This is a genomic window from Candidatus Lokiarchaeum ossiferum (assembly GCA_025839675.1).
In the GTDB taxonomy this organism is placed as follows: Archaea; Asgardarchaeota; Lokiarchaeia; order Sigyniarchaeales; family Promethearchaeaceae; genus Lokiarchaeum; species Lokiarchaeum ossiferum.
In genome coordinates this window covers 3,896,141-3,915,302 of the sequence record CP104013.1, presented here as the reverse complement: position 1 = coordinate 3,915,302, position 19,162 = coordinate 3,896,141, and the positions used below count along the sequence as shown (strand labels likewise).

The window sequence follows — 19,162 nt, the reverse complement described above, 5'->3', positions numbered from 1 at the left end:
ACTCACAGTTTTTAAATCATAGAATTTAATGCTTTTATGGCCTTATCGGGAAAATTGGAATAGATTGCATCCGGAGAATAAGGGAGGTATTGGCGCAAAATTCGACTGGAATGCAGATCCCAAATATAATATTTATAACCATATTGATTCAAAGCTTCTTTCATCTTTGGGGAAAAATATTCTGCTTTGATATTAAATGCCTCTATCTTGAAAGAAGCCATTTTTCCGCCGGACACAAGATGTTTGGGTTTGATCATGTGCTCCAAATTGGATGCAACTAAACGAACACGTTGATTAATTTTGCGGATGTTTTTCATTTTCCAAAGAGTATCACAACAGAGATCTACTCTATCGATTAAGCCGAATTCTTCAACTAAGTTTGCAATCGAAGGGCCTACTTTGTTATCTTGCACATCAATGCTAAACTTCAAGGGATCCAAACGATTTGAAAGAATATCATTACTACCAAATTGCTCAAACAATTCGCGTAAACTTAAAATTTTATCCCCATTTGGTAAAGAAAGATTTTGAATCTCTTGGAGAGTCATTTTCTGAATGTTCAATGAAGGGGATGCTTTTATTAGTAAATCGTGATGAACTACAACTTCTCCATCCTCCGAAAGCCAACAGTCCGTTTCGATACCGTCAGCACCCAAAGTGATGGCATAATTAAATGCAGAAGTGGAATTTTCATATTCATATCCAGAAGCCCCCCGATGGGCAAAAATAATCGGTCGTTCGCTACTTAAACTCACTAAATGTCCCTCACTCTTATGATTAAACTTAGTTCGTATTTGCTATTAAATACACTTCTTACAATTGTAATTGAAAAGGGATAAATTGTTTCTAGAATGTAAGTTTATCATGGATCAACACTCTGAATTAAATAAAAAAAAAATCTTAATCTACGGAAGCGTTGCTGTTATTGCAAGCATAATCCTTATGATTATTTTTATTCCCCAACTTTCTCCTAATAATGGACAAACAGACGGTATTGAAGATATAAATGTTTCTGAAGCATATGAGATGATTAACGATGATAAAAATTACCCAAATCTAATTGTTCTTGATGTACGTACACAAAGTGAATATGATTCAGGACATCTTAATAACTCTATCTTGATTCCGTTAGACGAGTTAGAGAATCGTTTGGATGAACTCGAAGAATATAAGGATACAGAAATAATAGTTCATTGTCGATCAGGGAGCCGAAGTCAATCAGCTTCTGAAGTTCTTGTAGCCAATGAATTTTCCAAAATATATAATATGGTAGGTGGAATTTCTGCTTGGAATAGTGCAGGTTATCCTACTGTATAATCACATTTTAGAAATTTAGTTTGACTTTTTCTTTTAGTAAATCTGTCCAGTCGATTTCCTTGGTGTTCGAATACTTCAGCAATTCAACTAATAAATTTCCTAAAGTTTCCCGAATATTTGTTGAATTATTCGATTTTATTGCAGCTTTGAAGTCATTATAAAGAATATCTTGTTGTTCGAGCAAGTCTCGCGTATCTAACTTTCGATCAAACTTATGTTTGTTATGTAGGTATTTTTGAATTTTTCCAAGGGTATTTTCATTGTCCAACATTTTAGTCATATTTTATTTCATTCTCACCAGTTAAAAAGCTATAAAATTCACACGATCTAATAGAAGCATATAAAAAAAAATTGTGAATAAATATGACGAAGTACGTAGCAGGTTTGGATATAGGCACAACCGGTACTCGGTGTTTAATTTTTACCACGGAAGGAAAAGAAATTGCCCACGATTATAAAGAATGGGAGTCTTTTTATCCTTCACCGGTTATGGTAGAGCAAGATGCTGAAGGATGGTGGCAAGCGGTTCGTAAAACAATTTTCAATGCCATTCGGAGAGCAAATATCAATAATGAGGATATTCTTAGTGTAGCCATCACAAATCAGCGGGAAACAATTGTCCCGGTAGATAAAGAGGGCAAATCTTTAGCAAAAGCTATTGTATGGCAGGATCGTCGAACCACAAAAGAATGTAATTGGATCAAAGAACACATCGGGGAGGACAAAATTTATTCGACAACGGGGTTAACCATCGATCCATACTTCAGCGGGTCCAAAATAATGTGGTTTAAAAATCAGAAACCAGAAATTTATAATAAGACACATAAATTTGTGCTCGTCCACGATTACATTGCCCATAAATTGACCAAGAAATTTATTACAGATCACTCTAATGCTTCGAGAACCATGCTTTTTGATATAAATTCTTGTAAATGGTCGGATACAATTGCAAATGAAATGGGGATCGATTTAGATAAAATGCCCGAGGCAATCGAATCTGGAAAAGAAATCGGAAATATTTATTCTTCAGAAACAGGATTCTCAACGAAAACCAAAGTTATTTCAGGAGCAGGAGATCAACAATGTGCCGCTTTGGGAGTAGGAGTCGTAAAACCGGGCAGAATGAAATGCACCACCGGAACGGGTTCGTTTATTTTAGGGTATCTTGACAAACCGACCTTCGATCCAAAAAAGAGAGTACTTTGTAGTTGCGCAGCAGTACCAGGCACTTGGGTTCAAGAAGCGAGTATTTTTACAAGTGGAGCAGCATTACGATGGTTTAGAGATAATGTAGGAGCTGCTGAATCAATTCAAGCCTTCATTCATAAAAGTAAAGGGCAAGATGTAGATCCCTATGATCTGATGACTGAACAAGCAGCCTTATCTCCAGTTGGGGCAAATGGATTACTAATGATCCCCCATTTAATCGGTGCAGGAGCACCCCATTGGAACCCAGAAGCCAGAGGAGTAATGTTTGGTTTAGCGTTAGGTCATAAAACGGGAGACATATATCGAGCAGTTATGGAAGGAGTAGCCATGGAAGTGAAGAAAAATGTCAATGTGTTTGCAGATCTGGGATTGAAACCAAAGGATCTCCGAATTACCGGAGGTGGAAGCAGATCTGATCTCTGGAACCAAATTATGGCGGATGTATTAGGATTAAAATGTGGTCGCGGAGATCTTGAAGAATCAACCGCAGTGGGTGCTGCGATATTAGCAACTTATGGGGCTGGTGAATATAATGATATTGCAAGGGCGGCCGATGAAATGGCAAATATCACCAATATCTGGGAACCGACTTTAGAAAATACCATAAAGTATGATAAATTATTCAAGATTTCGGAAAAGCTATATGAAAGTATTAATCAATCTGGTTTGTATTCTGAGCTAAGCGAGTTTTTAAAATAAAAAAAACAAAAATTGGAATTTTTTTTCACATTTTTCTTAAAACGTAAATAGAAGATAGGATTCAAGTTTTTTCTTGTTATGATTGAAAAAATATGCAAAAATTGTGGATGGAGTGTTTATCGAGCAGGATCAGCTGCTGATGAAATGATTGATGATAAAGGGATATCTAAAGAATATCTATGTCGAAAATTAAATTTAAAAGTTTATGGAAGTGATAGAAGTTGCCCCAATTTTGTTCTTGCTGATCAACATTATCAAAAATAAACCTAAGACTTTTTGTTCTATGAATAAGAGAAAGATTTTTTTGACTATTTATTTCCCTTCTTGAAGTTTCGCAAAAAAATTTGCATGAATGAACATGATCTTTTCACTTATCTTCACCCCTATGACTTAATAACCAAAAATATTAAAGATAGTGTGACTTTATCTGTGATCCAGAGAGATAAAAGAATTTAAAGGGAAATTTCAAAGTAGGAGTATATTTTGCTAGAAATCATCCTTCATTGTGAATTTTTTTTTGGAAACCAAATATCAAAAATTGGTCTGGAATCCAGACGGTAATTTCATTTTTAAAGAAGTACCCCAAAATTGTCATGAACACCTTTTTTTTGAAAATAAGGAGTTAATGATATGAAACGAAAAAATATTTCGCTAACAATGAGTGTCATTATTCTAGTTTCCCTTACATTTTCGGGGATTCCGATGACTTTCGGAACTTCACCGATAAAAATGCCTACTGTAAAGGCGAGTGATTTAAATCCGACCAGTAATATTAGTGTTGTTGAAGGAGATGTTCTTTATTATCACTTTACGAATGTGCGAGAAGGGGAAGATGGGGATGATGGTCCTGATGATGGGGTAATAAAACTAGTAGTATCTGACCTAGATACCAGCAATGATTTCGTACACTACGATTTCTTTTTCCCAAATGTCTCAAATTTTGATGATTGGGGATGGGATGGAGAAACGTGGAACGATATGACCGAAAATATGACCGGAGATAATGAAAGATGGACAGTCGATGATTTTACATATCGTCTTTTCAATCATACAATTTTAATTGAAAATAATATTACTGATGTGGGTGTTCTTGCTCTTGCAGAAAACACAGATCAATTGATCAAAGATACTTTCGGAGCAACCACCGATTTCGAATCTTCATATTCAACTTCTGCCGGGTGGCATATTGTCGATTTCTCGTTGAACAAATCTGATGATCTAAACGCACCATTCTCGGTAAATGCGTGGTTTAACCAAGAAACTGGATTAATGACCTATTATAAAGAAAATGATAATGGGACGATCCTAATCTTAGAGCTCGCAGGGTATGATGGTAATACTCCCGGAGAAGGATTAGATCAATATTCTTTTGATGTTCCCGATAGTTTTGGATTTGTTCCAGGGGATTATGTAGATCGATTTAATCCGCAAGGCAATGAAAATAATTATGATGATGGGGATGGAGGAGACGGATGGACCGATGAAGGTGATGATAATCCAGATGATGGAATGGAAGAATTCTACGACGAATCCGCGGGATTCGAACGGTATAATAATCCAGAAGAGCAATATGATGAGGAAGAATGGGTTGGGGAGGAAGATTGGCTTGAAGATAACGATGATTTCAATAATCCAACCGAGTTGACTTATTGGCCAGCATTAGAAAATCACATTTGGTTGGGATTAAATACATATAATGATGATGATCATTTTGCCACTCGTTTAGATGCCTATCAAAATTTGACTCTCTTTACGGAATATTACAGTGGGGCTGATGTTAAACTATATTGGTTAAATGAAACCACTCAAGATATAATTCAAGAAACTCCAGGAGAGACCATAGTTCCCACTGAATATGAATATGCCATTGATTCGATTTTTATTGAACCTGTAGACTACGATCGTTGGATTCATTTCATGGTAAATGCTTCTGCAAGTTACAATTTCAACGATACTTATCATGTAGGGCAATATTATGATTGTAATTGGGAAGAAATGCAAAGTTCAACAACGCGAGTTTACCCTAATTACGGAAGTATAGAAAATTGGTGGGGTAAACCAGATTATATGGAGGATAATGATATTATGGACACAGCCTCAGATCTTAACAGTTTTGGATTTCCCTTATCCTTGAAGTATCTAAATTTACACGATGATGATGATTGGTATAAAGTATATGTGAATTCCGGAGATCAGATCAAAGTGGAATTGGAATATTATACGGGAGCAGATGTGGATCTATATCTCATGAATAATTCAGAGGATATTCTCCAAAATACAGATATTTACAATACTATCAAGGGATATCCCATGGTTCGTGACTATTGGTCTATTGATTACACTGCGACTTATACTGGTTTTTATTACTTGAAAGTGAATGGTTCTGAAGGATATTGGAACGACACATACTCGATCAATGTCATCATAAATAATGATTGGGATAATTGGATTGATATTCGCGAGGATAAATTCGAAGATAACGACGATTATTTAAATCCGTTTTGGTTAGATACTCCTGCCCGTTATACTCATTATAACGATCTTAGTAAATTTGATGACGATTACTTCGTTTTCTGGGGTAACGAAGGATGGCATTATGAAGTTGTAATCCATTGTGATCCAGATTGTGGTCTTGAACTATCTGAAATCGATCCTGCTGGTGGAGGACAAGTAAATCCAGATGATTCCGATGAAGATGGTTATTTACAAGTTGATATTGATCCCAGTGAATCCCATGAGTTGTACTTCAAGGTAACTGGGGCGAATATTGGGGTGAATTATAATATTGAAATCCGATCCGGCGAACCTCCTACTGAAGATGATGGAGATGATGATGATGGCGGTGATGGAGATGATGATAAAGATCAAGGTATTTGGAGTCGTGAATGGATTAGTTTTGCATATTCCAATCCAGCTACGGGGGAAGATGTTATCATTGGATTTGAAGAATCTTTCGATCAGCCCGATATGGTTATAAATACTGGCGCGCGGCGACACCGAGTGCTATGCCGCGTCGATCCGATTCATCCTGATTCTGCGATCGGGGAAGGATATTTCCATAAAAATATTAATTTCCAATCTCCAGAATTTGAAGCCTTCATTACAGATATTATTGAGAACGATATCAATCTCACTGCAGGTTATGAATTAATCAGGGAACCAGGGATTCTTGAAATCCACGGAACGATGGCAAATTCAGGACAAGATTTTTACCTGTTTGTTGAACAGTTAGGGCATGACACAGGACATCCTGTAGGAACCGTAAGAATGTTCCATCAAAAGCAGTGGAATTCATCGGCTGAAGATAAATGGGAAGATTTCCACCAAGATTTAGTTCTCACTATCAACTGTTCTGTTGCTGGTTCAATGACAAAAAATCACCCAGAACTTGGTGTGGTAGAAGGGGATTGGTGGACATATATCGTGCAAAATGAACGCTATGAAGATAATTGGGGTTCGGATAATGATGATAAAGTTGATGAAACCAATGTTATTGTAGCGCGTTTTACAGTCACCCATATCTTTGCATTAAATCGGACCGTAATGGGTGTAGTCGGGAGTATGGAAACGATGCAAATGACTCCTAATTTGGAACCCGTTGGGGAATACCATAAGGAAGGATTTCAACCATTTTTAGTTTGGGATACCACAAATCCTGCATCATTCATGACGATGGGAGGATTAGGCCAGATTGATGGCCCCCCTGTATTATTACCAGCAGGAGTTGATTGGACCACACAAGAAAATGCAATAATCACTATGTTTGGAAACATGGATGGCCCACCGGAACCATTTGCATCGAATTTCGGCACCAATACAATCCGACTACGGTTTGATGAACAAAAGTCGGATTCATGGTCAGATGGAAGTGGTTATGAAGAATGGAGTGAATGGACTTTTCAACAAGACGTTATATTAGATGTGAACAATTATGGTATGACAGCATATTTAGATATGTACATGAAACAAAATGAAGAATTTAACAACACAAATGACGAGCCCTCAGGTTATGATCGAGAAGAATCCTTCGTAGGCTTCTTAGTCAACAGTTCTTATGGTATAACATCAGAATCAGACATTTCATCTATTACGGGAGTTCAATCTCTGGATGTATACGAATGGGAACAATCTGAATACCGTCCCACAGGCTATTGGAATGAAGAAGATACTGGAGCAGATCCCTCAGAAAAAGGAGGTATGGAATATACTGTTGGTGCTGTAAGATCCACAGACAATGAGTATGTAGTCTTTCTTGGTAGTATAAGATTTCGTGAACCTGGCTCATCTACATGGGATTCAGAAACTTGGCAATATGAAGAAGATGGAATTGCATATAATATGTGGTTTTTAAGCACAATCCGTGATGAGGATATGTGGACTTTGGCTAATACGCAATTCTTTGATATCGGAATGACAGATTGGTCTGCACAAGAATCTGAATTACTAGATATTCTCAACTATTATATGGAATTACCAGAAGGTGTCACCATAACTACGGAAGATCTCACGATCAGCGGAACTACATTTGAAATGGTCGTGGATAGGGGTGATGGAATCGAATCTGTCATGAAAATTGCTGTGAATGAAGAGGGTATTCTGCAGGACTTTTTCATGGGGACTCGTTATATCAGTAATGGCACTTGGACTCGATGGCAACGTCAAGTATTAGTATCTGCTCCGACTGGAGTGGAATTGGGTGAGGTATTTACTTCTGATATCCCCGATAATTATGTTTCATGGGATGGAAGTATAGATGATACGATCGATGATACTGATACCACTAATACTACTAGTACATCCGATACTACAAGCAACACTTCCGAGGATGTACAAAACTTATTCGATTCGATTCCAGGTTATCCAACGGCAGTCATGGGTATACTAAGTATGATTGCTTTACTAAGCATTGCTTTCCATAAACGCAAATAATCGAGTATTTCGAGGATTGAATTGAACAGTTCTATTTTTTTTGTTTTTCTTTTCTATTTTTTTTCCTTATTGACTTTGGATTTTTTGTTCAATAAGAAAAGGAAAAATTTTTTTAACCATTTTTTTTCCATCTTGAAATTCCCCTACATAATTCGGATGAGTGGATAAAATTTCAGCATAATGATCTTCAAAATCGAGAACAAACTGTTTCAATCCACTCTTGACAATTCGAGATATTTGATCGGCTCCGATCATAGCAGTAACATATTGACCAGTTTCAAAAACCATAGATATATCATCGCTTACAATTTCTGAGAAATTTGATGTAGATTTAAAAATAGACTTATATACAGCGTTTAAGGCAGAAACCATTCCTGAAATTAAATTCTCTCCAATCTTGACGTTTGTGCGCTTATTTTCAAACTTCATGTTCAAAACTACCAAACCATTGTTTTTTACCGAGACTATCAAAAAGTAATGATCATAGGGAACTTGATAGAGAAAGCTAAGATCTGATAAATTAACAAATAAGAACAGAAAAATCCCAATTATTGGTAAAGAATCCCCTATCACTTTTATAATGACTAAAACTGGATTTAAACTATGATAAATTTTGTATATTCCAATGACAGAAGGTATTATAGCTCCGATAAACAAAATGTACTGAGCATAGAGTAATAGTTTTGCTTTTCTTTCTTTAGTATAAGCATACATTTTCTGATAGGTTGGAATTCCACAGAATCCGTAGACAAATATTTGAATCACATCATATCCCAATTTACTAAATAATGAAATAACTCTAAAAAGTGGTAAATGATCAAGATTATTGATCATAAATCCGTACACGGTCCATTGTCCAAAAATTTGAATAGAAAAAGAAACAAAAACAACCGCAAATCGGATTCGAGAAACAATTTTTCGTATTATACTTTCCAAAAATAGGAAATAGGCAATCGTTTGCATAGAAATTAACATCAAATAGATAATCTGGAAAATTTTTTGAACACTATCTGAATTAAAGGGATTAAAACTGTAAATAATCACAACTACGGCGTAAAGCCAGCCAAAGATCATATTCAAGAGAAAATATTTGATGGGACTCCTATGGATATTTGTTTTCTGGATTGTAAAAAAAATAATAAGTGTAATCAAGACAAAACCAACGAAATTAGGAATAAAAATGCTTAAATCAAGACTCACGATATAAATTGGGAATATGGCTTTAAGAAGGTTTGGTCAAAAAAAGGTGATTTTTAGTCCGACAAATTTAGAAATTCATAAAATTCATTAATTGAAGGAAATTCCAAATCGGGAGTGCGTGTTATAGGATTTTTCTTTAATTCATGGCCATTAGTCAGCCATATTGTTCTCATTCCAATAGATGCTGCCCCTACAACATCCATTTCATAACTATCACCAATATGAACAATTTGAGATGGTTTTACACCTGTCAAATGTAGGGCTTGATTAAAAATGGCTGGATTGGGTTTGCTAATTTCAAGTTCACCTGAAAGTATGATATAAGAGAAAAAATCAAATATGTGATTCCTTTTTAAAATTTCATCTGCAAATTTAGGTTCTCCAGGGCCTGAAGATTCCGGAATATTCGAAATCAAGATCATTTTTCTACCATTTTTTTGTAGAAGCTCCAAAAGGGAATGAAGATAATGAAATGGTTTAAAATTAGATGTTGAAAAACGATGCAGATTAGCGGGACGAATAATATCAACGAGAGTAGGAACATTGGGAACGGTCCACCCCATTATTTGAAACACTTTTCTTAAGACAACGTACATGTATTTTGTATCTTTCCCTTCTTTCAATAAAGCCAAATAGTTTGATTTTATTGTTTTTTGATAAATATCAAGAAATTTTGGTATATCAGCAATGTGATAACCATGTTTCTCCATTGATTCCAAAAGAATTTGGTTTTCTCTATCGTAGGATGTTTGTGTGTTCCCCAAATATTCAAATAGCGTATCTCCTAAATCAAAGGAAAAAACTTTGATCAATTTTAACCATTCAGGATTCTGCATAAGTAAAATAAGGTAAGCTAAAAAAAAGGATCTTACTTTTCGATCACAATGTGAGCATCGTTAGGTAAAGGACGAATTTCCGTGGAATATTGAGATCGATATTGAGCGAGCATAGTTTTATGCCTCTTCTCCTCATAATGGGGAAAAATAGTAAAATCAACGAGATGAAGAGCTTTCAATTCTTCCTCCGAAAATTTAGCATAACTTTCCAACCGAACTTTGTTTACATTGATTGTTGGAGTCAACAGTAATGCCCCTGCACTAAAACCACTTAATACGATATTTTCACGTTGCCAATATGTTAAGATTGCTTGATCTAATCCCGATTTTTGAAAATTTGAAAGCATAGGATAAGTATCACCTCCAGAAATCAAGATAATATTTGCATTTCGAATTTGTTGTTTTGCAAATTTCAAATCGTCGGGAGATTGATCAGGGCTGTTATCTACACATGTGTACCCAATTTGATGATTTTTAGCAACTGTCTCCCAATAATCCAAAATTTCAGTGTGAGCGTTATGGATTCCATTAGCGGGTATAAAGACCATATGTTTATCAGAAATTTCTTGAGGAATGATTTTTTTTACGACATCTTGAATGTTGGGATTAAAGGCAAAGCTGGAAAACAATACTAATCGTCTCATATCAAGAATTTAGAATGATTAATTAAAAAAGTTTAATAAAAAAAAATGAAAAAATCATCGTTTCTTTCTCTGATAATTACGTTTTGATCGTTTTCGAACACCAGTTTGACGAACTTGTTCTTTCCCAGCATATATTTCTGGGGCATAAAACCCTTCGGAATAGAAGGGAATATCTTCAGTTCTCCCAAGATATGATTGCAAATTTTGAGGGAGTTCATCCAATATTTCTTTAAGAACTTCCTCAGTATTCATATGGAGCCGGTAATTCTTGCGGAATGCTTGATTAATATTCTCTATATCTACACGTAGCATATCTACAGCATGATCAATACGGATACGAACGGGAGTGTTGATAAATGTCTTTTGGTTATATTCCACGGATTGTGAAACATCCATGGTAATCAGCCCTTCTTTCTTTATCAAGAGATTATGATCTGAATAATCACCATGGATATAGTGAGCTTTAAGGAACATATCAGCGAGTAATCCTATTGATTCATAGAAAATTTCTTCAGGATTTCCATAATTTCGAATATCCACATCCCTTAAGAGAGGAGCTGGGACAGTTTCATCTTCTTCGGAACTAATAAAATCCATGATTGCAATATTATTGAGGAGTAATCGAGGTTTGGGCACAGGAATTCCTGCTTTATACAAACCATCCAAATTCCAATATTCTTGAGAAGCAGCAATTCCGGCCATCCCATTTTCGGAGATGTGTCTGGTACCTTGTAATCTTTTTCGGATAGTACTTGTATAATATCGAAAAACTTTAGCACAGACCAAATCACCTGTATCTTTTTCTTGTGCGAGGAGGACAGTTGCCTCTTTGCCGCCCCCTATGACTTTAAGCACTTTGTCAATTTTCTGTGTCGCTAGCAATTGTTCTTTTGCTTGAGCTACGGTTATTTCTTTAAGCTGGAACTTCGACTTAAACAGACGATTTTGAGCTATTGAGTCAAAATTGATTCCGTCTTTGGAAAAATCGAATCCAATTTTTTGATTATGACTATTGTCCATTATTGATATTTCACTTTGAATTATTTTTGTTGTTTTCAGAAAAAAAATGATACGTACACAATAGAGTCGAAGATCTTTATCCCCATTTGTTAATGAGGGGGAATTTTTGATCAGATAAATCAATTTAATGGGAAGAAATAGATTCAAACTAACGAAAATCGGATTATTTTGAATTAATCTTTCTCCAAGCACCAATAAGGAAAATTTAAGGAGAAAATCATCTGAATAAGGAATTACAAGAATTATACCATAATTTCCACACTATATCATAATAATTTGTGGCTTAATGTGCCTTATTAGATGAAATCTGCACAAATATGAAATGAACAACAATAAACAGTCAGTTAATTACAAGATGTTCTTAAGTGTATGTTGATTATTCACAAAAATGAGAGTTCTCCGATCTTTTCCTTCTACCATCATTCAGCATACACCTCGTATATATTACTAAGCAAAAATAGTCATTTTAAATATTTAAATTTTTTGAAGTTTTGTATACTGAACGACAAAAAAAATGGGAAAGCGTTATTCTTAAAATTCCGAATTCCCAATATTATATATGGATTTTGTTCCAAATATCAAACCTTTGAAAAAAACCCAATTGATTCTGAGTGCCCAACAAATAAATCAGAAATTGGATATTTTACGTTCGCATAGTGATCAATACCAGTGTGAAGGTAAAGAATTCCAGACATCTGATGGTTTTTCACTGTACTATCGGATATGGAAAAAATACTCCGCCCTTCCTCCAAATCGCTTGGTATTATGCCTCCATGGATTGCATTCTCATGGAGAAAAATTTGTTTTGCTCGCCGATCATTTGGCTGAATTCAATTGGGAAATAATTTCACTTGATTTACGCGGTCATGGTTTAAGTTGGGAGAAACTTGATCAAAGAGGCGATATTAAGGAATTTGAATTATGGATAAGAGATTTAGAAGAATTTATCGCTTTCTTAAAAAGAAAATATGTGGGTCTCGCACTTCATATTGTTGCTGAAAGCATGGGAGGAGCAATAGCAATAACATATACTGCAAAAAACCCCAAAAATATTCAATCATTGGTACTTCTTGCACCGGCCGTAAAACCATGGCCAGTGACAGAATTTGCCATGATCCAAGCGGCCCTAACCCGAGCGATCCTTAAGGGTGTTGAAAAGCAAAGCATCCATAATGCTTCCAAGGGAAGATTTTCAACAAAAGCCAAAGCCTATATTGAATACCAACAAAATGATCCCTTCCGTTTAGTTGATGTTTCCCCTCGTTATTATTACCAAGCAGTGAAAATGGTGCACAACTTAAAGAATTTAAATTTCGACAATTTCTGTCCAACCTTTGTGTTTTTTGGAGAAAATGATCACATCATTGATTTCCAAGGCATTAAGGAATTTATTTCATTAATCCAAACCAAAAATAAACTTTTAGCTTACATCCCCAAGGCCTATCATGAACTTCTAACGGATAAAGAAGCGTTGAGCTATGGTATTTATGATAAAATAATTTTATGGATTAAATATTATGGAAAAAATAACATTATTCTTGAAAAAAAATAGGCAATTCCTATGATTTGAATTCTTGAACTACGAGGGATCTAGTGTAATTAAAGAAACTGGGACGACTAAACATTAGGATATTATCTCCAGCACGATCAGATTCCGATATCCATTCAAGCCGGATTTCATAGGTGCCTTGAGGAAGGGGATCAGTAAACACTTCTAAATATGCAAAGCTGCTTAAACGCGTGTAAATACCAGTTGCTATATCTGAATAATGATAAATTTCGGCCATTTTTTTCTTCACACCAACCACCGTTAGATTAAGCCAGAATGAAAGCAAACCTTGCATATTGTCATAAATTTCTAATACATAGGGGGTTGAAAATTGAGCTCTGATTTTTGATCCTGCAGTAATCGAGATAGATAGATTCATGTCTGCTACGAGTTCATAGTTAGTTGTACTAGAGTCTTCAATGTACGCAAAATCCCACGATTCCACCATTATTGATTGTAAAAGAATACCTTCATCTGTATTTTCAATATTATCGTCATATTTAGATAGATCTGCAGTAAGATTTGGAAAAATATAGGGTAAACCAAAATAACCTCCTGCTCCCACGATAAGCAAAGTTAAAAATACACTTAATGAAACTGCTTTGAGCGTAGAATGAGTGTTATTCTTCTTTAATTTAATCTTTGATTTTTTTCTTGCCATATTTTTCTTTCACAGTACAGTCAAATAAATTATACTATGATGTGTTAACACCCAATAAAGATAAAATACATGGAAAAATTGCATTAAGAAAAAAATTAGTTTTTAGAAATTTCCTTTTCTTTCTTCATGATATAGCGTGCCATGATTTTCAAACAAGCTTCAACCGCTTCCGGCTCAATATTTTCAACTGTATCATCCATCGTATGATAAACAATTCCTTCGCGATTATGATCTGTTGACATCGAAATCAAAGTGGTAGATTCGACCCCAATCTTAGAAAATTCAGCAGCATCTGTTCCCCCTCCGCCAAAAGGAATAGGAGTGACTTTTGCATGAAAACCAAATTCTTCAGCAATTATTCTACATTCAGTTGCCATATCTTTGGATAACCGGATCGTTCCATTGATATCAGAAGACATAAATTGCAGCTCACTTAATTTATAGATGCTATCCAGATTGAAGTCAAATGTAGGAATACTTTGTAGATCTTTGCGATGATGTTTACAATAAATGTTCGCACCTCGTAATCCCGCTTCTTCAGCATCATTACTTAAAATGATTAATCTTGTATGAGTTAATAAGGGGACATGATGTTTTCGCTCTTCGGCAAACATTTTTCCAACTTTAATTGCCATAGTTGAGGCGATCAAATTATCTCCCGCTCCAGGAGTTCCTTTTTTCCCAATGAAGAAATAAAAAGGGAGGACGAAAAGTAAGCCAATTATAAAAGCGATTTTAATTGCGATGACATAACTCGGTTCATGGCCTATAATGAGGTGATCGATCAACCAAATATAGCTGGCCACATTAGCAACGATAAACATGATCATTCCTAAAAATATCCGCGGGCTATACCATCGTTGCGCTTTTTTTTTAAGGAAGTTGAATTCAAAAGCACTATCATGATGCCCAGATAAGATAATTTGCTGCCTTACTTCACCCGCAGGCTCTAATATACCACTAACGTTGAATCCTTTCTTCTTTTGATAAAAAATATCAAATATTTTCCAATAAAATATGAACTGACTTAAGGCAACCAGTAACCCAATGAATAAACTAAGAGCGGCGATATAAATTCCCTCTCTTCCAATGAGAACACATATTGCAGAAATTATATAACAAATCGCTATCAACTTTGTAAAACCTAAAAATGATTCTGGACGTACAGCAAATTCTTCTATATAGGTCTGATCACAAAAATCATCCAATTCATTTTTCAACATCTTAGCCGCCTTATGGCAGGATTTTGATCCAGCTAAGCGAGGACCCGTTTGATCTATAATATACTGGGTTAAGTCCAAAGCATCTTGAGCATCAGTTTTAGAGACACCAATAATATTTTTGGGATCTACACTTTGATGGTGCGTAGATCTTGCTTCAATATAATCAGAATTAAGAAAGGTCTTTTGTGTCATGAAATTAAACCAAAATTTTCTTTTTATTTTTTTAGGACGATATGTAGAGTACCGACTTCTACATATACCCCAAGTAAAAACTTTCATTTAAATCTATGTCTTGGAAATATTATTGAAAAATTTAGCAAGTTCATTGAATTTAGGTAAATGAAATAGAGTAATAAGTGAAATCGAGTCATTGATTCAAATAAAAAGCATTTTAATTAATTAGACCAACATTTAACAAAAGAGTATTTTAAGTAAAAATAGAAACGGAAAGCCAATTTGACAGTTTAAGATGTAAAAAAAAGAGGTTTAGAAGCTTACGAGAGTCCTTTGAAAAATGCCACAGCAAAATATGAAATATCGTCTTTCTCCCAAGATAACGAAATTCTTAGAGTTTCAATTGGATTAGAAGCTTCTACTGCAGCTTGAATTTCATCTAAGTTGGGAGTGGATTTTACAATCTCATAAATTAATTTAAATAAATCATACATTTCGTTTAATGTGGTGTGGTTGAAATGTTTATCATGGGATTCAATATAAGTATCGCAATCTGATGCCAATAGATCTTCCAGCAAGTGAAGTAAGTCCCCAGTTACTTCCTCTTGACTGTATACATTGGGATAAATAGCATCCCCCAAGAAAATCACATCATTTACTGCAATTATCGTGGAATCGGGAGAATGATCTCCACCAACATGTTGTAAAATACATTGTGTATTACCTAAATCAAGATTATAGGTCGATTCAAAGGAGACATTTGGAACTATAACTTGGATCTGGCGATTTGTATCCGGATATTCTAACTTGATGTTTTCTTCACAAAAGACAATTTCTGTCCCTTCGGCCACTCGTTGGGCGAGTGAAAGATCATCCCACCGATATTCTTGCATTTCAAGAATTTTTTCAATCGTTTGCTGCTGAGCAATAATTTTCACATCCTTAGAGAACGCTGATAAGCCAAAGATATGATCCCAATGCCAGTGGGTAATACAAATATATTTAATTGGGGGGATTTCGAAACGTAATTTCGAAATTTCGGTGAGCAAGAGTTTTGCATGTTCTGGAGAATTTCCTGCATCAACTAAGGCAGTTGCGTTCTTACCTATTATGACACCTAAAGTTGGCCGGTCATTTTCCCCACATGGTAAATAGTAAATCCCTGGAGATATCTGTACCAAACTAGATTGTTCCATTTGTTCTCAATAAATTATATACATGCTTGTTATTGATTTTTCCTAACTTCTATTTCTGGTTGGGAAATATCATAGATTTGAAAGACTAAAACTTATATTTTTCAAAATCAAACTAACCTCAATTAACAATCGAGATTCACATAATGACTGAGAATACCACTCCAATTTTAGCATATTTTGATAGTTCCCATGATTGTCCGGAAGAACTCATCATGGCGGCGGGATTCCATCCGTATAAGATCTTAGGAGATGTCCATACCTCAACCGATTTAGGGGACCAATACCTATCCAATTTTTTTTGTCCAGCTGCCCGATCAATGCTATCCGATGCTTTAATTAATGCAGCGAAGTGGCAAGGCATTGTTGTTGCTCATGGTTGCGATGCTACGAATCGCCATTTTGATGTCTGGAAAAAACATGTTCCTACCCCTTTCATCTATTGGGTAAATTCTCCACTAAACATGAATGAAACAGGGAAGAAATTCTTTAAAGTGGAACTCAAACGTATGGCCAAAACTTTAGAAGATCAATTTCAAATTGATATTACACCTGCAAAAATTGAAAGTGCTATTCAGGAATCCAATACACTAAAAAAATTGATGCAATCTTTGGCAACTCTTCGGGCAACTAAAGACATTTCAAATCGAGAATACTTTACAATGTGTCAAAAATCCGTGCAACAAGATAAAAAATCGTTATTTTCTGAACTCAAAACATTATTGAAAGATTGGCAAGAACGAGCTCCATTCCCATCGTCAAAAAAGAAGATTTTTCTTACAGGATCAGATATCACTTATGGAGAGTGGATGGATCTATTAGATGAATGTAATTTACGAGTGGTTCGCGATGATTTATCTATCGGAGAACGGTATTTTGCTACATTAATTTCTGAAAATATGGGGAACGATGTATTAGATCGATTGATCGAATACTATTTCACAATCCCTCGACCTGCCACTAAAAATCCTCCTGATCTTCGAGCAAGCTATATATTAGAAGGAATGAAATCAAATAATCTCGCCGGAGTTTTATCCCAAAATTTAAAGTTTTGTGAACCCTATGCCTTTGATTCCGTGTATACAGTTCAACAGGTGAAAGATGCGGGGTATCAAATTATGCATTTAGAACGGGAATTTACTGCAGATATCGATCATCAACTCAAGACCCGTATTGAAGCATTTGGAGAGATGTTATAATGAAAGACACAACAAATGCCCAAAAACCAGTTTCTTCTCGTATTCGAGTAGAAAATCTCAAGTCATCAGTGCAGTTAAAGGGCATCATGACCAAGTACATGCTTAAGGCAAAATTAAATCACATTCTCCCATGGAAAAGTACCGCATGGGTTGCCGCAGGGTTTCCTGTTGAACTATGCTACAGTATGGGAATTTATCCTCTCCATCCCGAGAATGCCGCGTGTGTTTCTGGAGCACGAAAAGTTTCCCTTGAACTGATTGAAAAAGCCGAAAGTGAAGGATTTTCCCGGGATCTCTGTTCTTATTTTAAAACCAACATTGGTGCGACCGCTAGAAAAATCAGTGCTAATCTTGGAGGCATCGACAAACCCACTTTTATGGCTTCCACCAACACCATTTGTGACACCCATGTGAAATGGTTTCAAATCCAAGCGCGAAAAATGAAGGTTCCATATTTTGCTTTTGACGTGCCCAGCTGTGTGGACGGGATCGGGGATGAACGAATGGAGGAATATATCGATTATGTTGCAGAACAATTTTATGATTTCATTGGATTTGTCGAAAAAATTACCGGAAACACTTTTTCCGAAAAGAAATACTTTGAAATCCTTAAAAAATCCGATCGACTAGCAGAATTATGGCATGAAATATATGAATATCGGAAAATTATGCCTACACCAGTTGCATTCCAAGATACTTTGGCAGCGATTTTTCCCATGGTTATTTTACCCGGATTAGACGTTGGGATTAAATATTATGAGAATTTATTAGTTGATATTAAGGAAAAAGTGGTCAAGCAAGAAGGAGCTATGCCAAAAGGTACCGAAAAATACCGAATTCTATTTGAAGGAATTCCTATGTGGTATCGCATCAAATATTTTCACCAATTGGCCAATTATGGTGCGGTAGTTACCTATGAACCCTATACATTCTCTTTTGGTCCTCGAAAAAAACTGGGGCTCAGTTTGAAGGAGTCGATTCGGGATGTGGCCCAAACAATGATTAAATTGCCATATAATTATTCCTTGGAACGCCGCATTAAATATTTTGAAAAAACTATTGATGATTACAAACTTGATGGTGTTATTTTGCATTCAAATATGAGTTGTCGGCCCTCATGTGTCGGAATGATTGATTTAAAAAATGCGATTCAAGAAGATAAAGGAATTCCCGTGCTCTTATTAGATTGTGATATGAATGATCCCCGTGCTTTTTCTGAAGCACCCATGCAAACACGATTAGAAGGATTTATCGAACTTCTCGAAGCAAATAAACTAAATTAAGATCCTCATTCCTTTGAGTAAGTTTT

General features: G+C 35.5%; 16 protein-coding genes. 7 read left to right on the top strand and 9 right to left on the bottom strand.

The genetic code is table 11. From position 1 onward, the window contains the following. Positions 1-11 precede the first annotated feature (11 nt). Entirely contained in the window at positions 12-755 is a 744-nt protein-coding gene (locus NEF87_RS16510; protein ID WP_371802514.1) for a glycerophosphodiester phosphodiesterase, read from the bottom strand. Between the two features lie 109 nt (positions 756-864). Between NEF87_RS16510 and NEF87_RS16505 the strand changes: the two genes are divergently transcribed. Then, positions 865-1,317: a rhodanese-like domain-containing protein gene (locus NEF87_RS16505; protein ID WP_457916701.1), complete on the top strand. Its 453-nt coding sequence runs from the start codon at positions 865-867 to the stop codon at positions 1,315-1,317. Positions 1,318-1,324: 7 nt separating this feature from the next. Here NEF87_RS16505 and NEF87_RS16500 read toward each other — a convergent pair whose 3' ends face one another. Then, positions 1,325-1,597: a hypothetical protein gene (locus NEF87_RS16500; protein ID WP_371802512.1), complete on the bottom strand. Its 273-nt coding sequence runs from the start codon at positions 1,595-1,597 to the stop codon at positions 1,325-1,327. 83 nt (positions 1,598-1,680) lie between these two features. On the opposite strand from NEF87_RS16500, the gene NEF87_RS16495 reads away from it, so the two are divergent. The 3 genes from NEF87_RS16495 to NEF87_RS16485 all read left to right on the top strand — a co-directional run bounded on the left by NEF87_RS16495 (position 1,681) and on the right by NEF87_RS16485 (position 8,154). Further along, positions 1,681-3,225 (top strand): FGGY-family carbohydrate kinase, encoded by a 1,545-nt coding sequence (locus tag NEF87_RS16495; protein WP_457916700.1) that lies wholly within the window; start codon positions 1,681-1,683, stop codon positions 3,223-3,225. Between the two features lie 78 nt (positions 3,226-3,303). Continuing rightward, on the top strand, positions 3,304-3,489 hold the full coding sequence (locus NEF87_RS16490; RefSeq protein ID WP_457916699.1) for a hypothetical protein: 186 nt from the start codon (positions 3,304-3,306) through the stop codon (positions 3,487-3,489). Positions 3,490-3,855: 366 nt separating this feature from the next. Then, complete coding sequence (locus tag NEF87_RS16485; protein ID WP_457916698.1) at positions 3,856-8,154, top strand: PPC domain-containing protein; 4,299 nt, start codon at positions 3,856-3,858, stop codon at positions 8,152-8,154. Between the two features lie 66 nt (positions 8,155-8,220). On the opposite strand, the gene NEF87_RS16480 is transcribed toward NEF87_RS16485, so the two are convergent. Genes NEF87_RS16480 through NEF87_RS16465 form a run of 4 tightly spaced genes read right to left on the bottom strand, consistent with a single transcriptional unit; the run spans position 8,221 to position 11,854 of the window. Continuing rightward, the gene (locus tag NEF87_RS16480) at positions 8,221-9,354 is read right to left on the bottom strand and encodes a hypothetical protein (RefSeq protein ID WP_457916697.1); all 1,134 of its coding nucleotides are present in this window, start codon (positions 9,352-9,354) and stop codon (positions 8,221-8,223) included. A gap of 53 nt (positions 9,355-9,407) precedes the next feature. Next, positions 9,408-10,190, bottom strand: coding sequence for an HAD family hydrolase (locus NEF87_RS16475; protein WP_457916696.1), 783 nt, complete (start codon positions 10,188-10,190; stop codon positions 9,408-9,410). Positions 10,191-10,222: 32 nt separating this feature from the next. Beyond that, on the bottom strand, positions 10,223-10,834 hold the full coding sequence (locus NEF87_RS16470; protein ID WP_457916695.1) for a Type 1 glutamine amidotransferase-like domain-containing protein: 612 nt from the start codon (positions 10,832-10,834) through the stop codon (positions 10,223-10,225). A gap of 54 nt (positions 10,835-10,888) precedes the next feature. Continuing rightward, complete coding sequence (locus tag NEF87_RS16465; RefSeq protein ID WP_457916694.1) at positions 10,889-11,854, bottom strand: RIO1 family regulatory kinase/ATPase domain-containing protein; 966 nt, start codon at positions 11,852-11,854, stop codon at positions 10,889-10,891. 559 nt (positions 11,855-12,413) lie between these two features. On the opposite strand from NEF87_RS16465, the gene NEF87_RS16460 reads away from it, so the two are divergent. Beyond that, the gene (locus tag NEF87_RS16460; RefSeq protein ID WP_457916693.1) at positions 12,414-13,406 is read left to right on the top strand and encodes an alpha/beta fold hydrolase; all 993 of its coding nucleotides are present in this window, start codon (positions 12,414-12,416) and stop codon (positions 13,404-13,406) included. A gap of 7 nt (positions 13,407-13,413) precedes the next feature. Here the strand turns inward: NEF87_RS16460 and NEF87_RS16455 are convergent, their stop codons facing one another. From NEF87_RS16455 to NEF87_RS16445, 3 genes are all read right to left on the bottom strand, one after another. Beyond that, complete coding sequence (locus NEF87_RS16455; protein ID WP_457916692.1) at positions 13,414-14,064, bottom strand: hypothetical protein; 651 nt, start codon at positions 14,062-14,064, stop codon at positions 13,414-13,416. 95 nt (positions 14,065-14,159) lie between these two features. Next, positions 14,160-15,479: a M28 family peptidase gene (locus tag NEF87_RS16450; RefSeq protein ID WP_457916691.1), complete on the bottom strand. Its 1,320-nt coding sequence runs from the start codon at positions 15,477-15,479 to the stop codon at positions 14,160-14,162. Between the two features lie 302 nt (positions 15,480-15,781). Next, complete coding sequence (locus NEF87_RS16445) at positions 15,782-16,657, bottom strand: MBL fold metallo-hydrolase (RefSeq protein WP_457916690.1); 876 nt, start codon at positions 16,655-16,657, stop codon at positions 15,782-15,784. A gap of 143 nt (positions 16,658-16,800) precedes the next feature. Here NEF87_RS16445 and NEF87_RS16440 point away from each other — a divergent pair, with 143 nt between their 5' ends. Next, entirely contained in the window at positions 16,801-17,853 is a 1,053-nt protein-coding gene (locus NEF87_RS16440) for a 2-hydroxyacyl-CoA dehydratase family protein (RefSeq protein WP_457916689.1), read from the top strand. Continuing rightward, positions 17,853-19,136 carry a 2-hydroxyacyl-CoA dehydratase subunit D gene (locus NEF87_RS16435; RefSeq protein WP_457916688.1) on the top strand — a complete coding sequence of 428 codons (1,284 nt, stop codon included), beginning with the start codon at positions 17,853-17,855 and terminating at the stop codon, positions 19,134-19,136. The genes NEF87_RS16440 and NEF87_RS16435 overlap by 1 nt, the downstream gene beginning before the upstream one ends. Positions 19,137-19,162 lie beyond the last annotated feature (26 nt).